The 24876-nt window shown below is 56.5% G+C and carries 28 protein-coding genes and 1 tRNA gene; 17 read left to right on the forward strand and 12 right to left on the reverse strand.

Annotation, left to right across the window (positions count from 1 at the left end):
- Positions 1 to 28 precede the first annotated feature (28 nt).
- Both dnaG and rpoD read left to right on the forward strand, forming a co-directional pair.
- Positions 29 to 1978 carry a DNA primase gene (gene dnaG, locus AC2FGB_RS19325; protein ID WP_496693326.1) on the forward strand — a complete coding sequence of 650 codons (1950 nt, stop codon included), beginning with the start codon at positions 29 to 31 and terminating at the stop codon, positions 1976 to 1978.
- 114 nt (positions 1979 to 2092) lie between these two features.
- Positions 2093 to 4081, forward strand: a complete 1989-nt coding sequence (gene rpoD, locus AC2FGB_RS19330; protein WP_142634659.1) for an RNA polymerase sigma factor RpoD — start codon at positions 2093 to 2095, stop codon at positions 4079 to 4081.
- A gap of 194 nt (positions 4082 to 4275) precedes the next feature.
- On the opposite strand, the gene AC2FGB_RS19335 is transcribed toward rpoD, so the two are convergent.
- The gene (locus tag AC2FGB_RS19335) at positions 4276 to 5253 is read right to left on the reverse strand and encodes a helix-turn-helix domain-containing protein (protein ID WP_281994815.1); all 978 of its coding nucleotides are present in this window, start codon (positions 5251 to 5253) and stop codon (positions 4276 to 4278) included.
- Positions 5254 to 5675: 422 nt separating this feature from the next.
- Between AC2FGB_RS19335 and AC2FGB_RS19340 the strand changes: the two genes are divergently transcribed.
- The 6 genes from AC2FGB_RS19340 to ribD all read left to right on the forward strand — a co-directional run bounded on the left by AC2FGB_RS19340 (position 5676) and on the right by ribD (position 9167).
- Positions 5676 to 6023, forward strand: coding sequence for a thiol-disulfide oxidoreductase DCC family protein (locus tag AC2FGB_RS19340; protein ID WP_496688203.1), 348 nt, complete (start codon positions 5676 to 5678; stop codon positions 6021 to 6023).
- A 41-nt stretch (positions 6024 to 6064) separates the two neighbouring features.
- A complete protein-coding gene (locus AC2FGB_RS19345) occupies positions 6065 to 6568 on the forward strand; it encodes a DUF4166 domain-containing protein (RefSeq protein WP_496688205.1) in 504 nt (167 codons plus the stop codon).
- A gap of 78 nt (positions 6569 to 6646) precedes the next feature.
- Entirely contained in the window at positions 6647 to 7045 is a 399-nt protein-coding gene (locus AC2FGB_RS19350) for a hypothetical protein (RefSeq protein ID WP_142634653.1), read from the forward strand.
- A 19-nt stretch (positions 7046 to 7064) separates the two neighbouring features.
- Positions 7065 to 7478 (forward strand): secondary thiamine-phosphate synthase enzyme YjbQ, encoded by a 414-nt coding sequence (locus tag AC2FGB_RS19355; protein ID WP_496688207.1) that lies wholly within the window; start codon positions 7065 to 7067, stop codon positions 7476 to 7478.
- Positions 7479 to 7599: 121 nt separating this feature from the next.
- On the forward strand, positions 7600 to 8070 hold the full coding sequence (gene nrdR / locus AC2FGB_RS19360; protein ID WP_142634651.1) for a transcriptional regulator NrdR: 471 nt from the start codon (positions 7600 to 7602) through the stop codon (positions 8068 to 8070).
- Positions 8067 to 9167: a bifunctional diaminohydroxyphosphoribosylaminopyrimidine deaminase/5-amino-6-(5-phosphoribosylamino)uracil reductase RibD gene (gene ribD / locus AC2FGB_RS19365; RefSeq protein ID WP_496687456.1), complete on the forward strand. Its 1101-nt coding sequence runs from the start codon at positions 8067 to 8069 to the stop codon at positions 9165 to 9167. Before nrdR ends, ribD begins: the two co-directional genes overlap by 4 nt.
- Here the strand turns inward: ribD and AC2FGB_RS19370 are convergent.
- From AC2FGB_RS19370 to AC2FGB_RS19380, 3 genes are all read right to left on the reverse strand, one after another.
- A complete protein-coding gene (locus tag AC2FGB_RS19370) occupies positions 9164 to 11170 on the reverse strand; it encodes a capsule polysaccharide biogenesis protein (RefSeq protein WP_425595913.1) in 2007 nt (668 codons plus the stop codon). The genes ribD and AC2FGB_RS19370 overlap by 4 nt on opposite strands.
- On the reverse strand, positions 11170 to 12303 hold the full coding sequence (locus tag AC2FGB_RS19375) for a polysaccharide biosynthesis/export family protein (RefSeq protein WP_496687459.1): 1134 nt from the start codon (positions 12301 to 12303) through the stop codon (positions 11170 to 11172). Before AC2FGB_RS19375 ends, AC2FGB_RS19370 begins: the two co-directional genes overlap by 1 nt.
- 92 nt (positions 12304 to 12395) lie before the next feature.
- A complete protein-coding gene (locus tag AC2FGB_RS19380) occupies positions 12396 to 13694 on the reverse strand; it encodes a capsule polysaccharide biogenesis protein (RefSeq protein ID WP_496693324.1) in 1299 nt (432 codons plus the stop codon).
- 138 nt (positions 13695 to 13832) lie between these two features.
- Here AC2FGB_RS19380 and AC2FGB_RS19385 point away from each other — a divergent pair, with 138 nt between their 5' ends.
- From AC2FGB_RS19385 to AC2FGB_RS19405, 5 genes are all read left to right on the forward strand, one after another.
- Positions 13833 to 14420 carry a riboflavin synthase gene (locus AC2FGB_RS19385; protein ID WP_142634640.1) on the forward strand — a complete coding sequence of 196 codons (588 nt, stop codon included), beginning with the start codon at positions 13833 to 13835 and terminating at the stop codon, positions 14418 to 14420.
- 109 nt (positions 14421 to 14529) lie between these two features.
- Positions 14530 to 15651, forward strand: a complete 1122-nt coding sequence (gene ribB, locus AC2FGB_RS19390) for a 3,4-dihydroxy-2-butanone-4-phosphate synthase (RefSeq protein ID WP_496690792.1) — start codon at positions 14530 to 14532, stop codon at positions 15649 to 15651.
- Between the two features lie 2 nt (positions 15652 to 15653).
- Positions 15654 to 16205 carry a 6,7-dimethyl-8-ribityllumazine synthase gene (locus AC2FGB_RS19395; protein ID WP_496687468.1) on the forward strand — a complete coding sequence of 184 codons (552 nt, stop codon included), beginning with the start codon at positions 15654 to 15656 and terminating at the stop codon, positions 16203 to 16205.
- Complete coding sequence (nusB, locus tag AC2FGB_RS19400; RefSeq protein WP_142634634.1) at positions 16202 to 16684, forward strand: transcription antitermination factor NusB; 483 nt, start codon at positions 16202 to 16204, stop codon at positions 16682 to 16684. Before AC2FGB_RS19395 ends, nusB begins: the two co-directional genes overlap by 4 nt.
- 59 nt (positions 16685 to 16743) lie before the next feature.
- Positions 16744 to 17049 (forward strand): hypothetical protein, encoded by a 306-nt coding sequence (locus AC2FGB_RS19405; protein ID WP_281972325.1) that lies wholly within the window; start codon positions 16744 to 16746, stop codon positions 17047 to 17049.
- 112 nt (positions 17050 to 17161) lie between these two features.
- On the opposite strand, the gene AC2FGB_RS19410 is transcribed toward AC2FGB_RS19405, so the two are convergent.
- Positions 17162 to 17989 carry a TauD/TfdA dioxygenase family protein gene (locus AC2FGB_RS19410; RefSeq protein ID WP_496678226.1) on the reverse strand — a complete coding sequence of 276 codons (828 nt, stop codon included), beginning with the start codon at positions 17987 to 17989 and terminating at the stop codon, positions 17162 to 17164.
- A gap of 90 nt (positions 17990 to 18079) precedes the next feature.
- Here AC2FGB_RS19410 and AC2FGB_RS19415 point away from each other — a divergent pair, with 90 nt between their 5' ends.
- On the forward strand, positions 18080 to 18976 hold the full coding sequence (locus tag AC2FGB_RS19415) for a LysR family transcriptional regulator (protein ID WP_496693323.1): 897 nt from the start codon (positions 18080 to 18082) through the stop codon (positions 18974 to 18976).
- 275 nt (positions 18977 to 19251) lie between these two features.
- On the opposite strand, the gene AC2FGB_RS19420 is transcribed toward AC2FGB_RS19415, so the two are convergent.
- Positions 19252 to 19677, reverse strand: a complete 426-nt coding sequence (locus AC2FGB_RS19420; RefSeq protein WP_142634626.1) for an SRPBCC family protein — start codon at positions 19675 to 19677, stop codon at positions 19252 to 19254.
- Positions 19674 to 19994 (reverse strand): ArsR/SmtB family transcription factor, encoded by a 321-nt coding sequence (locus tag AC2FGB_RS19425; protein WP_271946295.1) that lies wholly within the window; start codon positions 19992 to 19994, stop codon positions 19674 to 19676. Before AC2FGB_RS19425 ends, AC2FGB_RS19420 begins: the two co-directional genes overlap by 4 nt.
- 113 nt (positions 19995 to 20107) lie before the next feature.
- Between AC2FGB_RS19425 and AC2FGB_RS19430 the strand changes: the two genes are divergently transcribed.
- The gene (locus AC2FGB_RS19430) at positions 20108 to 20539 is read left to right on the forward strand and encodes an MmcB family DNA repair protein (protein ID WP_281972321.1); all 432 of its coding nucleotides are present in this window, start codon (positions 20108 to 20110) and stop codon (positions 20537 to 20539) included.
- A 4-nt stretch (positions 20540 to 20543) separates the two neighbouring features.
- Here AC2FGB_RS19430 and AC2FGB_RS19435 read toward each other — a convergent pair whose 3' ends face one another.
- Positions 20544 to 20732, reverse strand: a complete 189-nt coding sequence (locus AC2FGB_RS19435) for a DUF6324 family protein (RefSeq protein WP_142634620.1) — start codon at positions 20730 to 20732, stop codon at positions 20544 to 20546.
- 77 nt (positions 20733 to 20809) lie between these two features.
- Between AC2FGB_RS19435 and AC2FGB_RS19440 the strand changes: the two genes are divergently transcribed.
- Positions 20810 to 21292: a GNAT family N-acetyltransferase gene (locus AC2FGB_RS19440; RefSeq protein WP_142634618.1), complete on the forward strand. Its 483-nt coding sequence runs from the start codon at positions 20810 to 20812 to the stop codon at positions 21290 to 21292.
- 47 nt (positions 21293 to 21339) lie between these two features.
- Positions 21340 to 21416 (forward strand) — tRNA-His (locus AC2FGB_RS19445).
- A gap of 149 nt (positions 21417 to 21565) precedes the next feature.
- On the opposite strand, the gene AC2FGB_RS19450 is transcribed toward AC2FGB_RS19445, so the two are convergent.
- The 4 genes from AC2FGB_RS19450 to AC2FGB_RS19465 all read right to left on the reverse strand — a co-directional run bounded on the left by AC2FGB_RS19450 (position 21566) and on the right by AC2FGB_RS19465 (position 24852).
- Positions 21566 to 22372 carry an ABC transporter permease gene (locus AC2FGB_RS19450; protein WP_142634616.1) on the reverse strand — a complete coding sequence of 269 codons (807 nt, stop codon included), beginning with the start codon at positions 22370 to 22372 and terminating at the stop codon, positions 21566 to 21568.
- Positions 22369 to 23256 (reverse strand): ABC transporter permease, encoded by an 888-nt coding sequence (locus AC2FGB_RS19455; RefSeq protein WP_496693338.1) that lies wholly within the window; start codon positions 23254 to 23256, stop codon positions 22369 to 22371. The genes AC2FGB_RS19450 and AC2FGB_RS19455 overlap by 4 nt, the downstream gene beginning before the upstream one ends.
- A gap of 72 nt (positions 23257 to 23328) precedes the next feature.
- On the reverse strand, positions 23329 to 24042 hold the full coding sequence (locus AC2FGB_RS19460) for a transporter substrate-binding domain-containing protein (RefSeq protein WP_271946303.1): 714 nt from the start codon (positions 24040 to 24042) through the stop codon (positions 23329 to 23331).
- Positions 24043 to 24075: 33 nt separating this feature from the next.
- Positions 24076 to 24852 (reverse strand): ABC transporter ATP-binding protein, encoded by a 777-nt coding sequence (locus AC2FGB_RS19465; RefSeq protein ID WP_271946306.1) that lies wholly within the window; start codon positions 24850 to 24852, stop codon positions 24076 to 24078.
- Positions 24853 to 24876 lie beyond the last annotated feature (24 nt).

The raw sequence follows: 24876 nt of genomic DNA on the forward strand, positions 1-24876 counted from the left end.
GCGTTGCCGTTTCTGTCAGGTTTAAGCCATGTCATTACCACCCGGTTTTCTGGATGAGTTGCGCACCCGGCTGAGCTTGTCTCAGGTCGTCGGGCGCAAAGTCATGTGGGACGCGCGCAAGTCCAATCAGGGCAAGGGCGACATGTGGGCTCCGTGCCCGTTCCATCACGAGAAGACAGCATCGTTCCACGTCGATGACCAAAAGGGTTTCTATTACTGCTTTGGCTGCCATGCCAAAGGGGATGCGATCAGCTTCGTGAAAGAGACCGAGAATGTCTCGTTCATCGAAGCGGTCGAAATTCTCGCGCGTGAGGCCGGAATGCCGATGCCAGAACGTGACCCCAAGGCGCAAGAGAAACAGGATCGTCGCACGCAACTGGCCGAGGTGATGGAACAGGCGGTGCAGTTCTTCCGGTTGCAGCTGAAAACAGGAGCAGGTGGGGAGGCGCGCGATTATCTGGCGCGGCGCGGCTTGAAAGAGCAGGCGCTGGATCGGTGGGAAATCGGCTTTGCTCCCGACGGTTGGCAGGCGCTTTGGGATCACCTACGCGGCAAGAACGTGGCCGAAGATCTGATCCTTGGTGCGGGTCTGGCGAAACCCTCGAACAAAGGTAAAAAGCCATATGACACGTTTCGGAACCGGATCATGTATCCGATCCGGGATCCGCGCGGGCGTTGCATTGCGTTCGGTGGCCGGGCGATGGACCCCAATGACAATGCGAAATATCTGAACTCGCCCGAAACCGAACTGTTCGACAAGGGGCGCAGCCTCTATAACCAAGGCCCCGCGCGGCAGGCTGCCGGCAAAGGACAGCCATTGATCGTGGCCGAAGGATATATGGATGTGATCGCGCTTGCCGAGGCCGGTTTTGGCGCATCGGTGGCCCCATTGGGCACCGCAATCACCGAGCATCAGTTGCAACTGCTGTGGCGTATCTCGGACGAGCCGATCATTGCGCTGGATGGCGACACGGCGGGTTTGCGTGCTGCGATGCGGGCGGTCGATCTGGCCCTGCCGCTGCTTGAGGCAGGAAAGTCCCTGCGCTTTGCATTGATGCCCGAGGGCAAAGATCCCGATGACCTGCTGCGGGCCGAAGGGCCAACAGCCGTGCAGACGGTTTTGGAAGGCGCCATGCCGATGGTCCGGCTGCTGTGGCAGCGCGAAACCGAAGGCAAGGTGTTCGACAGTCCCGAACGCAAGGCGGCGTTGGACAAGACCCTGCGCGACAAGATCAAGCTGATCCGTGACCCGTCGATCCGGTCGCATTACGGGCAAGAGATCAAAGACCTGCGCTGGCAGCTGTTTCGCCCTCAAAGGCAGCCACAAAACCGCACCTGGCAAACACGCGGGAAATGGAAGCCCCAGCCGCAACCGGCCACACCGGGCGCGCGGGCGTCATTCCTGGCATCATCCGACAATGCCGATATCCAGATGCGCGAAGCCGCCATTCTGGCCATCGCCGCATTGAACCCCCAAGTCGTGGTGCAGTTTGAACACCAACTGGAAGAAATGGAGTGCCGTGACCAAGATCACGCGGGCCTGCGCGATGCCATTCTACGGCACGCGATAGATGATCCTGAGAACCTCAAACAACATATTGCGGAGACTTTGGGACATCACGCCCTTGAAAACCTGCTGGCCCTTCGCCATGTCGCAGTGATCCCCTGCGTGAATAAACCGGGCGATGTTGAAAAGGCCGAAATAACATTGGCTGAGGAACTCGCCAAAATCAAAGCTCTCAGGGGTCTGGACGCAGAGATTGCCGAAGCCGCAGAGGAGCTGTCTGATCTGGACGATGAAGCGTTGACCTATCGCTTGGCGCAAGCTGCCGAAGAGCGCAACAGAACAAGCCGAAGCCAGAATGAAGACAGGGCCGTTTTCGACATCGCTGACAATGGTGCGCGAATCAACCGCGACGAGAAGGATGCGTTTAAGGCAATCATGTCAGGTATCAATTTCGAGCGAAAACGCCGGTAATGTGGTGTTTTCGTAAGGCACTGGAAAAGAAAAACAGGTAAACGGGTGGCCGAATCACTTCAACGCGCTAATGATTCGGTTCAATCGAATCACCCATCCCTGCAGGAGCATTGAATGGCCGCCAAGGATACAAACGAAGACAGCAAATCCGACGAGCAGGAACAGGAAATCTCGCTGGACATGAGCCAGACTCAGGTCAAGAAGATGATCGCCGAGGCTCGTGAGAAAGGCTACATCACCTACGACCAGCTCAATCAGGTCCTGCCGCCTGATCAGGTCAGCTCGGAACAGATCGAAGACGTTATGTCGATGCTGTCCGAGATGGGGATCAACATCATCGAAGATGAAGAGGCGGAAGAGGAAGAGAATAAAGGCTCGACCGACCTGATCACAACGGAAAGCAACCGTGAGGTCACGCTGGCCGGTGCCGCCGCCGAAAAGCTTGATCGTACCGATGACCCGGTGCGCATGTATCTGCGCGAAATGGGTTCGGTCGAACTGCTCAGCCGTGAGGGCGAGATTGCTATCGCCAAGCGGATCGAGGCTGGTCGTAATACGATGATCCTGGGGCTTTGTGAAAGCCCGCTGACCTTCCAGGCGATTACGATCTGGCATGATGAATTGCTGTCCGAAGACATTCTGCTGCGCGACGTCATTGATCTAGAGGCCACTTTCGGCAATCAGATGGACGAAGACGGCGATGTCGAAGAGCCGGTCGTCGACACTTCGACCGTGCAGGCCGCAAAGCCCGCCAAGGAAGAAGGCCCCGAGCTGGATGCCGATGGCAACCCGATTGCGACCGATGATGACGATGACGAAGACGAGCAGGCGAACATGTCGCTGGCTGCTATGGAAGCTGCTCTGAAAGATCAGGTTCTGACTACGCTCGAGCGTATTTCGACTGATTTTGCGATGCTGAGCGAAATGCAGGACAGCCGGATTTCGGCAACCCTGAACGAAGACGGCACATTCAGCGACACGGACGAAGCGACCTATCAGAAGCTGCGCGCCGAGATTGTCGAGCTGGTGAACGGCCTTCATCTGCACAACAACCGGATCGATGCTTTGATCGACCAGCTATATGGCATCAATCGTCGGATCATGTCGCTGGACAGCTCGATGGTGAAGCTGGCGGATCAGGCCCGCATCAACCGTCGCGAATTTGTTGACGCCTATCGTGGGCGTGAACTGGACCCGAACTGGCTGGCTGAGATGGCTGAAAAGCCGGGCCGGGGCTGGCAGATGTTCATCGAACGCTCGACCTCCAAGGTCGAGGAACTGCGCAACGATATGGCTCAGGTCGGGCAATATGTTGGCCTGGACATCAGCGAATTCCGCCGCATCGTACAGCAGGTCCAGAAAGGCGAGAAAGAGGCGCGCCAGGCCAAGAAAGAAATGGTCGAAGCCAACCTGCGTCTGGTGATCTCGATCGCCAAAAAATACACGAACCGTGGTCTGCAATTCCTTGATCTTATTCAGGAAGGTAACATTGGCCTGATGAAGGCCGTAGACAAGTTCGAATACCGCCGCGGGTATAAGTTCTCGACCTATGCCACCTGGTGGATCCGTCAGGCGATCACCCGGTCCATCGCGGATCAGGCACGCACGATCCGTATCCCGGTCCATATGATCGAGACGATCAACAAGTTGGTTCGGACCGGTCGTCAGATGCTGCATGAAATCGGCCGCGAGCCGACGCCGGAAGAACTGGCCGAAAAGCTGCAGATGCCGCTGGAGAAGGTCCGCAAGGTGATGAAGATCGCCAAGGAACCGATCAGCCTGGAAACGCCGATTGGCGACGAAGAAGACAGCCAGCTTGGCGATTTCATCGAGGACAAGAATGCTGTGCTGCCGCTGGACAGTGCTATTCAGGAAAACCTCAAGGAAACGACCACGCGTGTTCTGGCCTCACTCACCCCGCGAGAAGAACGGGTTCTGCGGATGCGGTTTGGCATCGGTATGAACACCGACCACACTCTGGAAGAGGTCGGCCAACAGTTCAGCGTGACGCGCGAACGTATCCGTCAGATCGAGGCGAAGGCGCTGCGAAAACTGAAACACCCCAGCAGGTCGCGAAAGTTGCGGTCGTTCCTGGATCAGTAACCTAGAAAAGGCGCCTCGACCGAGGCGCCTTTTTCGTTTGAAACCACTGTTCACGGTGGCTTGTAGAAACATCAATTTGGCGAGAACTCACAAGAAGCCCGCTGCGCGTCTTCCTATATCCGCAATGTCCACTCATGGGACGGGCCGGGGCGAGGCTGCAAGGCTGACGACCCCCGGCTACCTCAAAGTTACGATTACGGGTCCAGGCGGCTGCGGAAAGCGCTGGGCGCGCGACCCGTCCACCGTTTGAAAGCGGTGGAAAAGGCGGGTTGGTCTGCGTAGCCAAGTGAGAATGCAATTTCAGATAGCTGCATACCGTTGGTGATGAAAGTTTGGGCCAGATCACAGCGCAGATCGTCTGCGATCTCTCGATAGCTTGACCCTTCATCCTTTAGCCGACGTGCAAATGTTCGCGGGCTCATGCCGAGATTGGCGGCTATGTCATCGGCTTGCGGAAAATTCCCCGGCATCGAACGTGTAATCAGACCCTCGACCTGCGCCCGCAATTTTTGCTTAGGCGAAGCCCGCTCTGCCAAGACGCGTTCCCCGTACTCAATCAGATGCTCTCGAAGCATCGGGTCATATGTGGGCACGGGAAGATCCAGAGATGAAGGCGACAGAACAATCTCTAGGTTTTCTGCTCCAAACTCTACCGAAAATCCTGCAAGCTTTTGAAATAGATTTCTTTTCTCTCCAACCTCGTGTTGAAAGCGAATTGCTATGGGGTGGAAGTCTGACTGCGTCAGGTTCCGCATTCGCGCCAGTGTCCCAAACATCAAAAACTCTGTGCGTCTGTGATACCGGGCAAAACTTGCGTCTTCCCAGTCCGCCTCGAAGGACACAAAATTCCCGGCATGGCGCAGACTGAAGGTGATTGTGGGATCTATGATGCGAGAGAAGCGGGTTGTGTTTTCAAACACCTGTCGGAGGTCACGAGAGTACTTGCTGATATAGGCCGTAATGCTAGAGGCCGAACTGACTTTTGAACCCGCATAGGCGGCAAAAGTTATGTCGCGCATAGCGTCGCAGGCATATCTGATGAACATCGCCTCAGTTTGCGCACTGTAGACTGTAGTGGGGGGAGCGATTGCCGCTCGGCTTAGACCGCTGCGTTCCAAAAGCTGGTCTGCCAACTCTGGGCCGCCCGAACGCTCATCTACCGTTCGGGTCAAGTGTTGAATTCTGGCAATATCAAGTTCCATATCCAATTCTTAATGCTTTCGCGAAAAATTTGAACCCAGTTTGCAGGAGTGCAGGCAAACCCATCTGGCAGGTTTTCACAAGTTTCTGGCACTTTTCAGCAAGGATATAGCAGCGCAAAGGCATAGTTACCCCGTGTTGTCGGGTCAGCACCTTATGGGGATGAGGGTAGAGCTCCGGTCGTCTCAGACTAGCGATCGGTGGCTCCCCGGCACGTTTCATCTGAAAACCTACGTGTCGCATTGCGGATTTTACCCTTCAATGGCACGGTCCGGTTGTGGCGAAATTGATCTGGTATCCAATGCAAGACCGGGCGATCTCAGATGTGGGAACCGAGCAGAACCTCATCGTTTTTGATGGAGAATGCGTGCTGTGTTCTCGATTTTTCAGGTTCATGCTGTGGGCCGACACAAAGAAGCGGTTCAAGTTTGTAATTGCCCAGTCCCCCATAGGACAAAGCCTTTACCGGCAACTCGGCCTGCCCACCGACGAGTTTGAAACCAATCTTGTGATCGTTGACGGTGTTGTGCATCAGCGCTTGGATGCTTTTGCTGCTGCAATGCGCAGCTTACCCGCTTTGTGGCCTGTTCTGTCGGCCTGTCGATTTCTTCCGCGGTTTTTGAAGGATCCGCTTTATCATTTCATCGCGCGCCACCGATTTGCATTCTTTGGGCGGTTCGAAACGTGCTTGGTTCCGGATTCATCCCTGAAAGCGCGGTTCTTCCCCGGAGGGTATGCGTGAGGCCGGACCCATTTCTGCAGGCCCTTCCAGCCAATTCTGAGGTGCCGGATGCGGTTCGAAAATTCCACAGTGAAACGGCAGAGTTTACAGGACTATGCAGCATCCAAAGAGGAACCGGGTGGTTGACCTCTTTGTCATTGTGGTTGGGTGGGTTTCCCCCCGCTGCAGATACTCAGACGGTCCGCATTCGAACCAAACTCACTGGCCAGGAATGGGAGTGGTTCAGGGATTTTGGCGGGCATGAGACGCTGTCTCATCTGGTCTACGACGCAGACAGGCGGTGCGTGAAAGAGAGGATCGGAGGGCTGACCATCTGGATGCGCCCACAGGTTCGAGGTCAAAAGCTGCATTTGAACATCCTGCGCCTCACTCTATTGGGGGTGCCATGCCCAAACTTTCTTTTACCGCGTTCGGCGACGGTGGAATGGCAGGATGATCAAGGCCGGTTTCGGTTCGATGTTTCGGCAGAAATGCCGATGTTGGGTCAACTGATCCGATATCGGGGCTGGCTGATGCCGGTTCACGTAAATAGGAACAATGCCTGAATTGAACGTGAGGTGGCTTTGCCATGGCCTCCTGCAATCTACTTTAATATTTATCAAGAAACATGAGAGAGTAGCATTATGAAAAAAGTGATCACATCTGCGGTTCTGGCCGCCGCCACGTTGTTTGAACCGGGGGCGGTGACAGCAGCACCAAACGGTTTTCAGACTGTTGCAGTAAACGACAAAGTGTTTGAGGTGATCCCGCGCGCGCGCAGGGATGTGGATGGCTATTGGTGCGCTGCTGCAGATTTTGCTCGTCGCAGCCTGGGGGCAGGGTGGCAGCAGAATATCTATGTTGTGCGTGGATATGGCCCAAGCGAAGCTACCGGTCGCCGCACGGCGGTCCAATTTTCGTTGACCCCTCCGGCAAATGTCGAGCAGAGCACAAGCTTTGTTTCCATTGGTTTCCAGCCGGGGCAGAGCAGGTCCGTCCAGAACGCGAATGGCCTGTGTTTCCGGCAGCCAATTTTTGACTGAAGAAGGTAAGACCCGCGTTTTGCAGACCGAGTTTATCATTTCAACGCAGGGGCCGGGGCTGTATGAGTTCACCTCGGATATACGAGACTGGCTTGCCCCAAGCGGTTACGACGGATTGTTGACCCTGTTTGTACGCCATACCTCGTGTTCTCTGGCCATTCAGGAAAATGCGGACCCCGAGGTGCGGACAGATTTGCAGGCCTTTTTCGAACGTCTGGTCCCACCGGCGGATGATCCGTCGATGGCGTATTTAAGGCACACCTATGAGGGGCCAGACGATATGCCAGCACATATCAAAGCTGCGTTGCTGCCTGTGTCCTTGGGCATTCCTGTCGCCGCAGGGGTGCCCATGCTGGGGACATGGCAGGGCGTTTATCTGTTTGAACACCGGACCCAATCACACAACCGACGCGTCGCTGCGCATTTCGCGTGACCCCTTTATTTAGCGGTAAAAATTTCCGACTACCCAAATCCTAGAGGCTGCCCTATAGTTGTGGATAAGTGGGCCACAGCGCTTACTAAAAGAGGCGGAACAAGAGACGAGGAGACGGCGGATGCGCTGCCCGTTTTGCGGAAATATCGACACTCAGGTCAAAGATTCACGCCCGGCAGAGGATCATGTCGCGATCCGCAGGCGCCGTTTCTGCCCGGCTTGCGGCGGACGGTTCACCACCTATGAACGCGTTCAGTTACGCGATCTGGTTGTGATCAAAACCAATGGAAAACGCGAGGATTTCGATCGCGACAAGCTGGAACGTTCGATCCGTATCTCGATGCAGAAACGCCCGATTGATCCGGAACGTATCGATCAGATGATCTCGGGTATTGTGCGACGGCTGGAAAGCATGGGCGATACCGACATTCCGTCCAGCAAGATCGGTGAAATTGTTATGGAAGCTCTGGCGCGGATCGACACCGTTGCCTATGTTCGGTTTGCAAGCGTGTATAAGAATTTCCAGGCGGCCGATGATTTCGAGGAGTTTGTCCACGAACTGCGCCCGCCGCAGCCTTCGACGGACGAGTGAGCGAAACAGATAAGCGATATATGGCGCTGGCCCTTGACATGGGGCGGCGCGGACAGGGGACGTGCTGGCCCAACCCATCCGTTGGCTGCGTACTCGTACAGGACGGGCGGATTGTTGGGCGTGGTTGGACGCAACCTGGCGGTCGGCCACATGCAGAAACCGAAGCGTTAAGACAGGCGGGATCGCAGGCGCGTGGCGCGACTGCTTATGTCTCGCTTGAACCCTGCGCCCATCACGGACAGACCCCGCCTTGCGCTCAGGCCTTGATTGAGGCCGGTGTGGCGCGTGTTGTTTCAGCCATCGAAGACAGTGATCCGCGTGTTGCCGGGCAGGGCTTTGCCATGCTGCGCGACGCTGGGATTGACGTGACAACCGGTGTTCTTGCGGATCAGGCGGCCCGCGACCACGCCGGTTTCTTTCTAAAGACCGAACAGGGCCGGCCATTTGTCACGCTTAAACTGGCCAGCAGTTTTGACGGGCGCATTGCGACCGAAAGCGGCCATAGTCAGTGGATTACGGGTCAGACCTCGCGGCGGGCTGTTCATGCCATGCGGGCAACGCATGATGCCGTTATGGTTGGGGCGGGTACAGCGCGTGTAGACGACCCCTCTCTGACAGTTCGGGATCTTGGGATTGAACGTCAGCCTGTGCGCGTCGTCGTTTCGCGCCATCTGGATATCCCGTTGATGGGTCAACTGGCACGCACCGCCTCGAAAGTTCCGGTGTGGTTATGCCATGGTCCGTCACCGGATGCCGAACGTGCAAAAGCGTGGGAAGGACTGGGCGCAAGGCTTATCCCCTGCGCGTTACGCGATCATCACATTGATGCCGCTGACCTGTTGCTGCAGTTGGGGCAGGAGGGTTTGACCCGCGTCTTTTGCGAGGGCGGATCGTCCCTTGCCGCGTCGCTTTTGGCGGATGAACTGGTTGATGAGTTGATCGGCTTCAGTGCCGGGCTTGCGATTGGTGCCGAAGGTTTGCCTGCCATCGGGGGGCTTGGTATGGATCGTCTGGATGAGGCCCCACGGTTTGAACTGCTGGAGACCCGCATCATCGGTCAAGACGTGATGCATCGCTGGGCGCGGGCATTGCGCTAACGGCGCCAGAGATGCGCCTGTGTTGCGAAAACGCCCTGTAGTTTCGAGAGCAGTCTAAGGCCGGGGCCAGATCGGCTCTGGTAGCCATCTGTCAGCCTTTCCAATACCACTTCCGGAGGGCAGGGCATGCCGGTGACAGGGTCCAGATACCTCGGGTAATCGATCAGTGCGGCATGGATCAATCCCAGCAGGGAGGGCCGTGCACCACGACGGGCGGGGACGGACCCCAAATCCTGCGTCAAACCCCAACCAGCATAAAAGGGTGCGCCGAGCGTTGTGACCGGCAATCCGCGCATCAGCGCCTCGAACCCTAGCAGAGAGGTCATGGTCCAGACCTCCTGAACCTCACCCAACAATGCGGCGGGATCGGTGTTCTTGACGATCAGGTCTGCTAGCCCCTCAGCTTCGGCCTCACCTTCACGCAGGCCAGCTTCGACATCGGGATGCGGTTTATAGATCAGAACGGCGGTCGGGTTCATCTCGCGGGCGGTGCGCAGAAGTTCGGTATTGGTGCGAACGGTGCTGGTTCCAAACAGGATCGAGGCATCGTCCTCGACCTGTCCGGGCACCAAAATGCGGTGACCTTTTGGCAAGTCCGGAACCGGGCCGCCGGTGTTATATTTGCTGACCGCTCCGGCGATAATCTGTGTCACCAACCGCTCGGCCCGCAATTCTTGATCCGGCCGCAGGGTCTCCCGCTTGGCGATCATCTCTTCCAACCTGCTGGGTTTGGTCGGGTCGTAATAGATCCCAAGGTCATCCAGCGACAGCGACAGAGGCGGCACAAGGCTGGCCCCCAACCCACGGGACCGAACGAAGCCATCCTCGACCCGTGTGACGTTTTCCATATCACGGCCGTGCCGCGCCCAAACCATGTGGGGACGATCTGGGTTTTCGGGAACGTCAGGCGTGAATTTTACCTTTTTCTCGCGCCCAAACATGTGCTGCAGGTGCCTGCGTTTCCAAAGCCGCATCCCGGATGCCGTCCAGCCCTTGTGATCTTGTCGCCAGGCGCGGGTCAGACCTTCAAGCGTGTCCAGCACGGATTCGAATTCGCACAGCTGATCCCGATAGGGATCGTACCACTTGGGATAAAGAACCATGGTGGCGGCGAAGAGTTGCGCGCGCGTCAGGTTTCGTTGGCGTCTTGGGAAATGGGCTTCGTCTTGGGTAAGACCCCATCCGGCGTAAAACGGTTGGCCGAAGACGCGGGGTTTGTGACCGGCCAATATGGCCTCGAACCCAAGTTGCGAGGACAGGGTGTAGACGCCCACAGCGCCCTCTAACAAGGTCCAGGGGCTGATGGCGCTGTGCTGAAAGGATACGCGGTCGGTCAGATCATCGGCAGAGTAATATCCGGGCCGGTGCCCTGCGATCGTGTCGGGGTGGGTTTTGATCAGAACGGTCGCGCCGGGGTTCTCCTCTTGCGCCATAACCAGCATCTCGCGGAACCGGGCCTCATCGCCGCCGCTTGCCCTTACAGAAGCATCGTCGCGTGCTTGATCGACAACCAGGACATACCCTGGGTCCGGCGCAGGGGTCGCGGGATCATAGGCGGAATACTTACTCAGATGCAGTTCGCGCAGCCGCGCCATCCCGCCACGTGCCCGGTTCAGCAGGGCCGTATTATCCAACGGGTCGGTCGCAAGAAGTGTTTCCAGATCCGAAGGCTGTGTTGGATCAAAATGCACACCGCTGCGATCAAGCAGCAGACCCAGCGGAGCATCGCCATTGCGTCCTGAGTGCAGAGATCGCAGGAATGCATCCTCTACGCGCAAGATCGGAGTATTGTATTTGGTCGCTATACGCAGTCCACGATGTGCCGTCGGGCTATTGCCCCAGATACCCACCAGATCCGACCCCTTGGGCGTGCCGATGCCGATATCATATCCGGCCAGTGACAGAATTCTCCGCACGCGCGCGGCTGTCAGAAATCCGCCATTATAGACCAAAAGACGACTGCGTTCGGCCTTGGCATGCGTTCCTTGAGGAACGGAGGGCATCATCCGCCTGTCAGTGTCGTGACATTGGCAAGCGGGGTCAGGCCACCGGCGATCAACGAGATGGATTTGCTCCATTGCGCGTAAGGTGCTTCGGTGACGTAAATTGTGTCATCATCGCGGATGACAAAGTCACGGGCGATGAAAAGGCCATTGGGTGCTGTCAGGTTCAGCACGTAGATCATGCGCTGCTCTCCCTGCAGGTCCGGTTTTCCCATGACTGACCGGACAATGTCCTGTCGTTCCTTTCGTAGAACGAAAATGCCGGTCGGGTCCGAAGACAGGGGCTGTAAGCCACCAACCTGTGCCAGCGCTTCCAGCGCGGACAGATCCTGACTGTCGAATGCCACGCGCGACTGACCGCCCGTCGCCCCCAAGGCGACATAGGACCGGTTGTCGGCTTCGACTAGAATGCGGTCGCCACCCCGCAGGGCAACGTCAAATTCCGGGTTGCGGAACAAGTCATTGTACCAGACCGTCCCTTTTTGATTGCCTCGGATTAGTGTCACCAGGGCGATATCGGACCCTTCGATCACGCCGCCAGCCCGTGTCAGCATTCCGGCCAGTGTGCGGGTTGGTCGTTCGATCGGATAGATCCCGGGTGCGGACAGGGTGCCCGACAGCGAAACGGTTGATCCGTCCCCGGCGATACGGCGCACTTCGACCTGAGGATCAGGGGTCTGATCCTGGAGCTTTTCCGTGATCAACGTGCGAAGCTGTTCCGGCGTGTTTCCGGCTGCGCGCAGGCGCCCGGCATAGGGAACAAAGATGAAGCCCTCGCTATCGACCTGTACCTCTTCCAGGGATGTTGAGGCGCCGGTCTCTCCGGATAACAGCCCGTCATCTACGTTTTCCCAGATTGTCAGGCCCAGTACATCACCCGGACGAACCGTGTCGGCGGTCAGGTTCTGAGCGCTACGGAAGGTTTGCGAGAACCCATATTGAGGCACTGCCGACGTGACCTGCGCCACCCGATCGTCAACCTCAACAACATAGGCGTTTCCACCTTTCGTGGTCGAACCGGCAAGGATTTCGGATTTGTTTGGGCCAGTTTTAGGTAGTTGGCACGCGGCCAGCAGGCCAAGAGCGGCCACAAGGGTTACACCCCGTCCCCATCGGATTGGAAAGCGCTGCACTGCCGAATATCCTCGAACGTCTTGGTTTTGGTCTTTTGTTTCCAGCAGCGTACTTGTTTCCAACTGCAATCGCCAGCATCAAGAGGGGTGATTTACTCAACGATCCTCAACTGTGGCGTCCGCGCCTCTTTGTCGGTCAGCACGGATTGGTAGGGATCTTTCGCCCTTAGCATCATATCCACGGCGCGCCTAAGCAACTGTCGCCGCCCACGGCGTGAATAAAACCCGCCGGGGACCTGACTGGTATCTAGCAGAAAACGCCTATAGCTTTGATAGGCTTCGGTATCGGGGATATCTGGATTGGAAAAGAAATCAGTGATCGGTTGGTTGGAAACAAATTCGGGCTTGTCATAGACCGATTTGCCAAAGGCGCGCAGAGGAATGCCGCGCCACAATACCTGCTGACCCGCAGTTGAATTGATCGTCACGGCCGAGCTCGCTTCGTTGAGCAATGTGGCCAGTTTGCCCCCGGGTACATAATGGACCCGATCAGCGATACCCAGTGTTTTGGCCAGTTTGCGTGCCACCTGGCGCAATGGTTCCCGATGATTTTCCAGCGGGTGTTCTTTGATGACCAGATGATGGTGCGTTGGTGCGCCATTTGCAAAACCGTGCAGTACCTGCTCAAGAAACTCGGACATGCAGTCAAAGTCCGAGTGTGACTGAACCGAACTGTCATGTCCCAGTTGCAGCAATGCCAAGTGATAGGGAAACCCGCCCCGCCGGACTCGCTCCGTCGCCACTCGCCGCCGGATTCTGTGGAAGGGCATCATTGCCAGCCGTTTGAAATACAGCCTGAACTCTTTCGAAACCGGTAGGTCACGGTGGGTTCGAAAATTGCGATACTTGCCGTTCAGGAACAGAACAAACCAATGATACAGCGCGCCATAGAAAATATGCTGTCGCATATCACCCCAATGCGTCGGAGGGGGCGGCATCGGCGCATCAGTTCGCTCCAGCGCTCGCTGCATCTGGGTAACTTCCAGATTCATCAGATGCGAATTGCCATTCGTACCTGTGCGTTCGTAGGTGACCCACCAGGGCCTCAGATACCCTTCTTCGAAAACATGAACAGTGATCCCGTGGGCGCGGGCGATGCGGATGGCTTGGGCGTGGATTGGACGCGTATCGCCATACAGGACAATGTCTGTCACCTCGCGGCCGACAACCAGGTCAACAAATTTTGCCGGCCAGTTCTCGGGTTTGCCAGCATAGGGAATAAAGCTGGCCTTATCAGACCAGAAAGCCTGATCCCCGGCGTTGAAACCCACGCGCCACACTTCGGAACCCGCTGCGCGCAGGATCTTACCAAGCGCGCCAAAAAACGGCCCGTGCGGTCCTTGCAGGAAAAGAAATACGCGTTTTTGCGCAGCGCCGTTGAGTGGTAACATTTCTGCTGCTCTTGTCGTTAGATGAGGAATTATGCCTGTTTGTCGTATTTGCGGCAACCTGGGGCTTGCCCGTAGGCGCGCTTACGCTTACCTCGACGGTGAGCGCTGGCATCAGGTTAGAAACAGAGGGTTAACGCAATGTTTACGGGGATCGTCACAGATATCGGCACCATCACCGAACTGGAGCAGCAAGGCGATCTGCGGGCGCGGATCAAAACCGCCTACAATACCCCGGGGATTGATATTGGTGCATCCATTGCCAGCGACGGCGTTTGCCTGACAGTCATCGCACTGGGCGAAGACTGGTATGATGTGCAAATCAGCGCGGAAACCGTTTCGAAAACCAATTTGGATCGCTGGACCGTCGGCAAACGCGTCAATCTGGAACGCGCGCTGAAGGTCGGAGATGAGTTGGGCGGTCATATCGTGTCTGGTCATGTTGATGGCGTCGCAGAAGTGGTCGCCGTTCTGGACGAAGGCGACAGCACGCGAGTAACCTTGCGCGCACCCAAAGATCTGGCCCGCTTCATTGCGCCCAAGGGATCAGTTGCGCTGAACGGTACTTCTTTGACCGTAAACGATGTGGACGGGTGCGATTTTGGTATCAACTTCATTCCGCACACAAAAGAGGTGACGACCTGGGGGGATGTCGGCATCGGCGACCGGGTCAATCTTGAGATCGACACGCTGGCTCGCTATGTCGCGCGCCTCGCAGAAATGTCCTAGTCCACAATTCAACGTCGCGTCTGACCGGAACGGTGCCGCATGCGGTCTGGTCTTTGACCGCGCGGTGGTCTATCCACCCGGTCAAACTTGGCATGTGAAAGGCTGCCCCATGAGCTTTGAAACTCCCGGACCGGTCGAGGCCCAGCTGCGCGCGGCAATCAGCCCGATCAAAGAGATCATCGACGAGGCGCGCAAAGGCCGGATGTATATCCTGGTTGATCACGAAGATCGCGAGAATGAGGGCGATCTGGTGATTGCCGCCGAGTTCGCTGATGCTGAGGCAATTAATTTCATGGCCACCCATGGTCGTGGCCTGATCTGCCTGCCGATGACGGCGGAACGGATTGACACGTTGGGTCTGCCGATGATGGCGGTGAACAACTCGTCACGTCATGAGACCGCGTTCACCGTGTCGATTGAAGCGCGCGAGGGAGTGTCGACTGGCATTTCCGCTGGTGACCGGGCGCTGACCGTGGCGACAGCGATCAACGAGCAAAACACGATGGCCCATATCGCCACACCGGGTCACGTCTTCCCCTTGCGGGCCAAGCGGGGCGGGGTGCTGGTGCGCGCGGGCCATACCGAGGCCGCCGTTGATATCTCACGCCTGGCCGGCTTGAACCCTTCGGGCGTGATCTGCGAGATCATGAACCCTGACGGAACCATGGCGCGGCTGCCTGACCTGGTCGAATTCGCCAAGGAACACGGGTTGAAGATCGGCACGATCAGCGACTTGATCGCCTACCGGTCGCGCAATGACAATCTGGTGGTTGAGACATCTCGGGAAACCGTCACATCCGAATATGGCGGCGACTGGGAAATGCGGATTTTCACCGATCAGACCCATGGCATCGAACATGTCGTGATGGTCAAGGGTGACATCACCACGCCCGAGCCGGTTTTGACCCGGACCCATGCGCTGCACGAGGCGCCCGACATTCTGGGTCTTGGCCCGAAATCCTCACGTGAGCTGCCGCGCGCGATGGAAAAGATTGCCGATGAAGGGCGCGGTGTGGTCTGTCTGTTCCGCCAACCGCGCAACTCGCTCTATGCGGCTGAAGATGAGGGCCCACGCACCATCAAACAAACCGGTCTGGGGGCGCAGATACTGTCCAAGATGGGAATCCAGGAACTTGTGCTGCTGACCGACTCGCCGGAAACCGTTTATCTCGGGCTCGACGCATTTGGCCTGTCCATTGTCGGGACCCGTTCAATCCTCAGGGAGGACTGATTGTGGCTGAACAAGACAAACACGGCGTGTTGCCGACACCGAGTTTCGACAAACCCGTTAAGCTGTTGATCGTTGTGGCCCCGTTCTATCGCGCCATCGCTGACAATCTGGTGGCTGGCGCAAAGGCCGAGATCGAAGGGGCAGGCGGCACCTGTGATGTGGTCGAAGTGCCCGGCGCCTTGGAAATCCCGACGGCTATCGCCATGGCGGACCGTCAGTGCAATTTTGACGGCTATGTCGCGCTGGGCTGTGTCATTCGCGGAGAGACCACGCATTACGAAACCGTCTGCAACGACTCCAGCCGTGCCATCCAACTGATGGGTCTGCAGGGGCTGTGCATCGGCAACGGTATCCTGACAGTCGAGAATGACGATCAGGCCGAAGTGCGCGCCAATCCGGAAAAAATGAATAAAGGGGGCGGGGCTGCCGCTGCGGCCTTGCATCTGATCGCGCTCAGCCGTAAGTGGGGCTCTTCCAAAAAGGGCGTCGGGTTCAAGCCGCCGTCCGAGTCCATCCTTGTGGCGGGCGACAGCAACGGACCCACAACAGCATGACCAAGACAGACGCGCCAAAACCGGCCAACCAGAAACGCCTGATGAAATCCGCCGCTCGGCTCTATGCCGTGCAGGCGCTGTTCCAGATGGAGCAATCGGGTCAGACAACCGATCAGGTTGTGACCGAGTTTCTGGATCACCGCTTTGGCGCCGTCTATGAGGGCGAGGAAATGCTGGACGGCGATATTCGCCTGTTCCGCAAGCTGGTAGAAGATGCGGTCAATTATCAGGCGCCGATCGATCAGATGACCGATCGCGCTTTGGTTGCCAAATGGCCGATTGCCCGGATCGACCCGACCCTGCGCGCGGCCTTCCGGGCCGCCGGAGCAGAGCTGACACAGAACGACACACCGCCCAAGGTGGTCATCACTGAATTCGTCGATGTGGCGCGGGCCTTCTTCCCCGAAGGTAAAGAGACCAAATTTGTCAACGCAGTGCTGGATCACATGGCGCACGAGGCCAAGCCCGAGGCGTTCTGACGCGTTTACACGGATCAAATATGCGTTAAACTGAATGTTATAGCGCAATGAGGTCCGCCATGCCCAAACTGATCCGTTTGTATATCACGCAAGTGGCCTGGGGCTTTGCCATCTCGGCAATTTTTGTCGGGGTGCTTCTGGCCCTGAACGTCGCCAACCTGCGTCATCTGATTACTGGTTCTGATATCGGCCTGGTTGCTCTGGCGATGATCTGGTTCATGAACGGGATCGTCTTTGCCGGTGTACAGTTTGCCTATGCCATTATGAGCATGGCAGAAAAACCCGGCGGTCCGCGCGGTGGAACGCCGGTTTCTGTCAGGCTAAAGCCTGCCCTGATCAAACAAGAGACACGTACAGGGCGTTAAGACACGTGACACGCCGGTTGAGGTGGACGCAGAGCTTGCCCGCCGTAATTGGTAGGTCAGGGCGTCAGTTTTAGTCTGACTGCGTTGTGTCTTTTCTCTGACAGGGTTCGGGTCATTCGGCAGACAAGGCGACACCCTCCACGGTAACCCTGTGCATCAATCGTCGAAATCCATGATAGTCATTGACCGCTTTGTGCCATGTGGCCCGATTGTCCCAGATGGTCATGTCGCCTGTTTGCCAACGAATGCGGCATTGGAACTCGGGTTGCTGGCAATGGTCATATAGCATTGCAAGGATGGCTGCTGATTCATCGGCGCTCAGGCCTTCGATTTGGGTTGTGAACACTGGATTCACATAAATACCGCGCCGCCCGCTGAGGGGGTGTTTTATGATCACAGGATGTCGCGCGTCTTGGGTGGCTGCCTGTGCATTGCTTAGCCGACCACTTTGCGCCGCTTCACTGTCCTGTGAGCTTGTTCCAAAAACGTGCCGAGACGAATGAACCGCCCAGAGCCCATCCAGAAAGCTCCGCATGGTAGGTGACAGCGCCTCATAAGCTGCACCCATCGAGACGAACAGTGTGTCGCCTCCAAAGGGCGGGGTTTCCAAAGCATGCAGGATAGACCCCATCGCCGGGATTTGGTCGTAGGAATGATCGGTATGCCAGCCCTCTCCGATGGCCTCTTTCTGATCCTTTTCCTTCAGCACCATAGCGATTTCTGGATGCCCATCGACCGGCCTGAAGAAGCGGTTGATGTTGATCGCGCCAAAGCGTTGGGCAAACGCCAGATGCTCATCCGGGCCGACATCCTGCGCTCTGAGTACGATGACAGAGTGCTGAGCAAAGGCCGTATGAATGGCGTCGAACTGGCTGCCGTCTCGGATATCGGCGCCGATGATCTCTGCGCCCACACCGCCGGTAAGTGGTCTGATGTCCATCTGCTTTCTCCCTGAGTTTCAAACGCAGGGTAGCGCATTGCTAAAGGTCGAAAAAACTGATTTAAAATTTGTAAAAAGAAGATTTTATTGATGATACGTTTCACTTTGCGCCAGTTGTCGTTCTTCGCCGAGACGGCGCGATGTGGCGGTATCGCGCAGGCAGCCAGGAACCTGAATGTTTCGGCCGCCGCTATTTCATCGGCAATCGACAAACTCGAAGATGTCACTGGTTTGACGTTGTTTGATCGCTTTCCTGCACGCGGGATGAGGTTGACCCGCGTTGGCGCAGCCTTTTTGACGGATTCCGACGCGTTGCTGATGCAAGCAGGCGCGCTCGGCAATCGGGCCGCTGTGATGGCTGAGGGTAAAACAGGTTCTATTGTTATCGGGACGCATTATGCGATTGCGCAGAAGATCATTCTACCAGCTGTTCTGGCTTTTCGCCAAAGCCATCCCGGTATCCGCATCGAGGTTGTTGAGGATGATTTCCCGAACCTCGTTGCTGCGCTGGATGCCGGCGAGTTGGACGCGCTTGTGGTGTTTGATCAAGGGTTTGAACCCCGACGTCATCACGTTGAAGTACTTAAAGAACTGGCGCCTCTGGTTTTACTTCCGGCCTCGCACCCATTGGTGCATGCCGACAGCGTACAGCTTGAGCAGCTGACAGGCATGCCCTACATTGCAGTGTCGCGTTCCGGTCCGGGTCCAAGCTATCTTGACCTGTTGCAGGCCGCTGGGCTTGATCCAGAAGTGCCACTGATCTCGCAATCACGAGAGTTGGTGCATGCCTATGTTGGCAAAGGGCTTGGGTTCACGCTGGTTGGTTTTCCGCCAGAGGCGAGACGAACGATAGAAGGCGATGCGGTCGTCGCGCGTCCGCTGGCACAGGATATCGGGTATTTCAATGTTGTGATTGTGCAGCCCCGTGCCATTCGGCAACCCGAACCCGTAAAAGCATTTCTTGATGCCTGTCTGCTCCAGGTATGATTAGCGCGATCTGGCCCGCAGGTCAGAACCCAAAGCTCGTAAATCTGGCTATTTCCTGCCGGAGTTTGGATCGAGTGTGGCGGGACCACCAGTCAACCGTGCGGTTTGATTCCCGAGGACCTGTATGTACAGGTGGGCGCCAGGTAATCAGGCCAGGACCTGAACAGAGCCAGCCCCCTCGGAATTGCTTAAGGCCACCAGAATGCTACCAGTCACAAGAAGGGCAGAACCCGCCACGGGCCTAAGTAGGGCGTCCGGCGGGTTCGCACAAGGGGTCAGGCGTCAACAGTTTCGTGCAAGGACGCGCGCATCTTGCCGAAATGCTCGTCCCAGCCATTGTCCAGCGCCAGGATCAGGCCAAAGGCATCGGCGCCTTGCGGCAGACCTTCGTGCAGCAGGTCCAGGCGTGTACCGCCCGCCACCGGTTCCAGAGTCCATTTCACGATGCTGACCGCGTCTCCCATCGGCTTAACCGTGAACGAATATTCCAGATAGGACGGAGGGCGCGCCTCGCGGACCTCTCCCCAGATCAGCAGGTCGCCACTGGTTGTTCCGAACATCTCAAGCTTTTGGCCCTGCGCCAGGGGGCGTTCGGGTTTGTGAAACCATTCCGCCAGCCTCTCGGGTTTGGTCAGATAGGCCCAGACGGTCTCGGGCTCGGCCCTCAGGAAGATGGATTTCCTTAGAACGGCATCAGTCATTTTGATTTCCTTTCAACAGCTTCTTTAAGAGAGTTAAGGCGTTCATCCCAGAATTGATCAAAGTAGCTGAGCCAATCCAGAACAGGGGCCATACCTTTTGGTTCAAGTCGGTTTATGCGTTCCCGGCCACGGGCTTCGACGGCAATCAGGCCGCCATCCGACAGGACGGTCAGGTGTTTCTTGACAGCCGCGCGGGTCATGTCGAAGCGATCAGTCAACTGAGCGATCGTCATGTCCTGCAGTGCTAACATCTGCACAATGTCCCTGCGGGTAGGGTCAGCCAGAGCGCGGAACGCGTTTTGAGTTTGGTTTTCCATATGCAACCTAAAGAGATACCATTTGGTTTCACATTAATGCAATACCAAATGGTACTATGTCAAGCCGTATGGGCTCACTTTACATTTGTTCACTAATTGTTCACATTTGAGATATGACATTGGACCTGCAACCCGGACAAAGACTTGCACGTGGCGTCGCCCGTCACCTGACGGCGCATGGCTTTGTATCCGTTGAGGAATTCGTGCCTATACGCGGACTGCGGGTTGATGTGATGGGGCTGGGTCCTAAGGGTGAGCTTTGGGTGATCGAATGTAAATCAAGCCGCGCTGATTTCCAGTCGGATTCCAAATGGCAGGGCTATTTGGAGTGGTGTGATCGATTCTTCTGGGCAGTGGATACGGAGTTTCCGACCGAGCTGTTGCCTGCCGAGACCGGGTTGATCATTGCCGATGCTTATGACGCTGAGATCGTGCGTATGGCACCAGAGGACAAGATAGCTCCGGCCCGGCGGAAGAAGATGATCCAGAAATTTGCCACAGACGCGGCCCGTCGCTTGCAGTCTCTGAGAGATCCCAGAATCTGATAGGTCAGCTTTTTACTGCCCGTGCGGCATGCGCGGCGGCGCGGAGCTCGTCGGCAATCTCTTCGGCTTCTTCTGGATCGAAATCCATTGGAATCTCAAGGTTTTCTGCTTCGATGAATAGGCGCACCATCCCCTGATCTGTTGGTCCGATCTGCAAATTCGCCTGAATGTCACTTTCGGTATTGATGCTCATGTGTGCCTCCGGGGATGAGAGTTCGTGCTAGCGCGCAAAGGCTTGAGAATCAAGTTACCTTTGCGTTCAAATAGGGGATGCACTCTATTCAGATCAGACCCTTTGAAGCTTTGGACGCGCCGTGGTTGGTGGCTGTGCATGATTTTTTGTATTCACGAGACGAGGGTTTTGACGACTCTTTTGTCGTGTTGGTGAAAGAAATCCTCGATGATTTTATCACTAACCATGATGCCAAGCGCGAGCGTGGCTGGATTGCGGAATGTGACGGCAAACCTTTGGGCAGTATTTTCTGCGTTGCCCTGAGTGAAACGACCGCAAAACTGCGGTTGTTCTTACTGTTGCCCGAAGCGCGCGGGATGGGTCTGGGAAAGCGGATGCTGGAGAGCTGCATGGGCTTTGCTCGCGGCGCCGGTTACACTGAAATGAGGCTGTGGACGCATGAAAGCCACAAGGCTGCCTGTGCGCTTTATGGGTCCACTGGGTGGCAGTTGATGGATAGCAAACCGGTCCATTCCTTCGGGGTTGATCTGGTCGAACAAAGCTGGAAAATTCAGCTTTAATCCTCTTGCATTCCGTGAACGCGTTCGGTACATCGCCCTTCACAAGTGCCGCCTTAGCTCAGTTGGTTAGAGCGCTGGATTGTGGATCCAGAGGTCCCCTGTTCAAGCCAGGGAGGCGGTACCATCTCCCCGATTGCCGGAAAATTCCCAAGCTAGTTCCGCCCCTAGGCTGTCGCGCAAATCGAAGGGCTGCCTTTACTCAAAACGGTACCGACTTTTATTTGAGAAATTGTCTTTTCCGGGGATTGCAGCGGCTGCAACCCCGGTTGGGTCTTAGCGTGCCAGATTCAGGCGAAAGCGCATTTTTGTTTTTCGTTCCGCAGGTAAATGACGGTTCAGATGCTTGTTCACCAGGCCGAACCCCCCAACGATCACAAGCGTCAGTAAGATGAAATAGAAGGCAAGGATTGGATAGGCGACAAAGGGGTTGAACGTCTTGTCCGCGAAATAGCTTGCGTAATACAGCGCATCGCCTCGTTGCTGCCAGGCGGGGAAGGCCGAGAAGAACACCAGCGTGGTGGCATGGAACAGAAAGATCGCCTCATTCGTGTAGGCGGGCCAGGCAAGCCGCAGCATGGTGGGCCAGACGATCCGCCGGAAGCGAGACCAGCCGGACATGCCATAAGCATCTGCAGCCTCGGTATCGCCCTTGGGAATGGATCGGAGCGCGCCAAAGAAAATTTCGGCTGAATAGGCGGCAGTGTTCAGAAACAGAACGATCAGCGCCCCAATCCAGGCCGACGTCAGAGAATCGAACATCGGATAGGATTTCTTCAGCGACAGGAAGAAGAAATAGGCAAAGAAAAACTGAATGAACAGCGGCGAACCACGAAAGATGAAAATGAACCATTCCGAAGGTTTGCGCAGCCAGAAACTGGGTGAAGCTTTGCCAAGCGCCAGTGCTGTGGCAAGGAAAAACCCGGTCGCAAGCGCCATGACTCCGAAATAGATATTCCAGATCATACCAGACCCAATCAGGGTAAAGTGCTCACATAAGGTAAAGTCGGATTTTGGCAGCAGACGCTCGCCATATCCAAGAGATCGCAGGCCGTAGTCCTGAATGGTCTGCAAGCAGCTCATGCGGTGGTCTCCTTGCGCAGCAATTCTCCGGCGGCGGTGGCCTGTCCGTGCGAGAGCCGGCGCATCAGGCGTTCAAGCCCGATCTCGGACATACGGGTGAAGCCAAGGTAGAAAACCAGCAGGAACAGGAAATACCACATGCGCCAGTCACCGTGTGGGTATTGCGTAAACTTCGGAGTCTTGGTGCTGCCCAGTTCGCGGGCCCAGTACACGATATCTTCGATGCCCAGAAGGAACAGCAACGGCGTGGCCTTGATCAGAACCATCCAGAGATTGCTGAGACCGGGCAGGGCATAAACCCACATCTGAGGCACAAGGATTTTCCAGAATGTCTGGCGACGGGACATCCCATAGGCTTCGGCGGTTTCCAGCTGTATATAGGGTACGGCCCGCATGCCGCCGAACAGAACATTGGCGGCGAAAGCACCGAAAACAATAGAGAAAGTGATGACAGCCAGAAAGAACCCATAGGTTTCGTGCACCCATTCCGGCGAGGTGCCCAGTGGCAGTTTGGCAGATTGGCAGACGATAAAGTCGTTGCCCTGTCGGATCGAATCCGTCCAGTCCGGGCAGAGAATTTGATGCCGCGTCCATTCGAATGCCTGATCCAAAGCAATCACGAAGAACATGAAAAAGGCGATATCCGGCACGCCGCGCACGATGGCGATATAACCCTTACCCAGCCAACTGACCGGCAGAACGTGCGAACGGGCAGCCATGGCGCCGACGAACCCGAAACCCAGCGCTACGGGCGCCGTCACGGCAAGTAGGGCCAGTACCTTGAGGAAGGACAGGTAAAAGGACCAATGCACACCATTGGTCAGATAGCACGAGAACCAACGGAAGGTTCCCAGCGTGTCGGGATCAGTGCAGAACGAAAAAATGGCGGGCCTCTTCAGGTGGTAAAGGCGCTGGGGCGGCGCGCCCGTAGACTGGGGCACGCCGCCGGATCAGAATTAGAAGGTCGAAGACACTTCCCATTTGGTGATCAGCTCGTTCAGGCTGCCGTCATCCTTCATGGATTGGATGGCTGCGTTGAGCTTTTCTTTCAGCTCACCGTCGGATTCACGGACGCCAATGCCGACGCCACCACCCAGCGGAACCTCATCGGCCACAAAGCGCAGATCTGCGTCTTCGTCGACGATCGGGGCAAGGAAGGATTTGTCGGCCAGAACCGCATCGGCCTCACCGTTGCGTACGGCAGCGATGGTTTCCTCGGGGCTGGCGAACTCGACCAGGGTCGCGCCGGATTCGGCGATATAGCCAGCCTGAATGGTGCCGGTCTGTGCGGCGACCACACCACCTGCAACATCGGCGTCATCCGACATTGCTACATAGGCGGAGGGATCCGGTGGTGTGTAGTTCTGGGTAAAGTCGATGACCTCGTCACGCTCGTCGGTGATCGACATTCCAGCGATGATCACGTCGTAGTTGCCCGAGACCAGGTTCGGAATGATCGAATCCCAGTCGTTCTTGACCCACTCGCAGGTCAGGTCTGCGCGTTTGCACAGCTCGTCGCCCAGCTCGCGCTCAAAGCCGTCGATCTCACCTGCGTCATTGACGAAGTTCCAAGGTGCATAGGCGCCCTCGGTCCCCATCCGGATGGTGTCTGCCATGGCCATGCCCGCGCTCAGCGCAAGGGCCGCAGTGGTCAGGATCAGTTTTTTCATTGGATACTCCCCAGTTTTGGTTCTGATCTGAAGTTATGCCGCCTGAGTGGCGGAAAGAAAGCCCTGAAGCCGTGGAGATTCAGGGGTAGTAAAGAGATCTTCAGGCAGGCCTTCTTCTTCGATGAGGCCCTGGTGAAGGAAAACGACATGGCTAGAGATATCAGCGGCCATTTTCATGTCGTGGGTCACAATGATCATGGTGCGGCCTTCTGCCGCCAGGTCTTTGATCACCTTGATCACTTCTTGTTCCAATTCGGGGTCCAGCGCCGACGTGGGCTCGTCAAACAAAAGCGCCTCGGGCTCCATGCACAGCCCCCGCGCGATCGCGGCACGCTGTTGCTGGCCACCAGACAACTGTGCGGGGTAGGCGTCGCACTTGTCGCCAATACCAACTTTTTCAAGGTATCTGCGTGCGCTGTCTTCAACTTCTTTTTTGTCACGGCCCAATACCGTTACAGGTGCTTCCATTACGTTCTGCAGGATGGTCAAATGAGCCCACAGGTTGAACTGTTGGAAAACCATCGACAGGTTTGTGCGAATGCGCAGAACCTGTTTCGCATCTGCAGGCCGGCGCGTGTGGCTGTTACCGGACCAACGAACAGGTTCACCCTTGAAAAGGATTTCGCCCTGCTGGCTGTCTTCCAACAGGTTGCAGCACCGCAATAAAGTGGATTTCCCAGACCCCGAGGACCCAATCAAAGATACGACATCGCCCCGTCTGGCAGTGATATCCACGCCCTTCAGCACTTCCAGATTGCCGAAACTCTTGTGTAGGTTCTTGATCTCAATGACGGGAGTTGAATCTGTCACGGTTGGTCCAAGTGTTATTGGTGT

This window comes from Ruegeria sp. CDSC021 (assembly GCF_059610845.1).

Coding starts and splice junctions, on each gene's coding strand:
- dnaG (WP_496693326.1), top strand. CDS start 29: ATGTCATTACCACCCGGTTTTCTGGATGAGTTGCGCACCCGGCTGAGC.
- rpoD (WP_142634659.1), top strand. CDS start 2,093: ATGGCCGCCAAGGATACAAACGAAGACAGCAAATCCGACGAGCAGGAA.
- AC2FGB_RS19340 (WP_496688203.1), top strand. CDS start 5,676: ATGCTGTGGGCCGACACAAAGAAGCGGTTCAAGTTTGTAATTGCCCAG.
- AC2FGB_RS19350 (WP_142634653.1), top strand. CDS start 6,647: ATGAAAAAAGTGATCACATCTGCGGTTCTGGCCGCCGCCACGTTGTTT.
- nrdR (WP_142634651.1), top strand. CDS start 7,600: ATGCGCTGCCCGTTTTGCGGAAATATCGACACTCAGGTCAAAGATTCA.
- AC2FGB_RS19370 (WP_425595913.1), bottom strand. CDS start 11,170: ATGCCCTCCGTTCCTCAAGGAACGCATGCCAAGGCCGAACGCAGTCGT.
- AC2FGB_RS19380 (WP_496693324.1), bottom strand. CDS start 13,694: ATGTTACCACTCAACGGCGCTGCGCAAAAACGCGTATTTCTTTTCCTG.
- AC2FGB_RS19385 (WP_142634640.1), top strand. CDS start 13,833: ATGTTTACGGGGATCGTCACAGATATCGGCACCATCACCGAACTGGAG.
- ribB (WP_496690792.1), top strand. CDS start 14,530: ATGAGCTTTGAAACTCCCGGACCGGTCGAGGCCCAGCTGCGCGCGGCA.
- nusB (WP_142634634.1), top strand. CDS start 16,202: ATGACCAAGACAGACGCGCCAAAACCGGCCAACCAGAAACGCCTGATG.
- AC2FGB_RS19405 (WP_281972325.1), top strand. CDS start 16,744: ATGCCCAAACTGATCCGTTTGTATATCACGCAAGTGGCCTGGGGCTTT.
- AC2FGB_RS19410 (WP_496678226.1), bottom strand. CDS start 17,989: ATGGACATCAGACCACTTACCGGCGGTGTGGGCGCAGAGATCATCGGC.
- AC2FGB_RS19415 (WP_496693323.1), top strand. CDS start 18,080: ATGATACGTTTCACTTTGCGCCAGTTGTCGTTCTTCGCCGAGACGGCG.
- AC2FGB_RS19420 (WP_142634626.1), bottom strand. CDS start 19,677: ATGACTGATGCCGTTCTAAGGAAATCCATCTTCCTGAGGGCCGAGCCC.
- AC2FGB_RS19425 (WP_271946295.1), bottom strand. CDS start 19,994: ATGGAAAACCAAACTCAAAACGCGTTCCGCGCTCTGGCTGACCCTACC.
- AC2FGB_RS19430 (WP_281972321.1), top strand. CDS start 20,108: ATGACATTGGACCTGCAACCCGGACAAAGACTTGCACGTGGCGTCGCC.
- AC2FGB_RS19435 (WP_142634620.1), bottom strand. CDS start 20,732: ATGAGCATCAATACCGAAAGTGACATTCAGGCGAATTTGCAGATCGGA.
- AC2FGB_RS19440 (WP_142634618.1), top strand. CDS start 20,810: ATGCACTCTATTCAGATCAGACCCTTTGAAGCTTTGGACGCGCCGTGG.
- AC2FGB_RS19450 (WP_142634616.1), bottom strand. CDS start 22,372: ATGAGCTGCTTGCAGACCATTCAGGACTACGGCCTGCGATCTCTTGGA.
- AC2FGB_RS19460 (WP_271946303.1), bottom strand. CDS start 24,042: ATGAAAAAACTGATCCTGACCACTGCGGCCCTTGCGCTGAGCGCGGGC.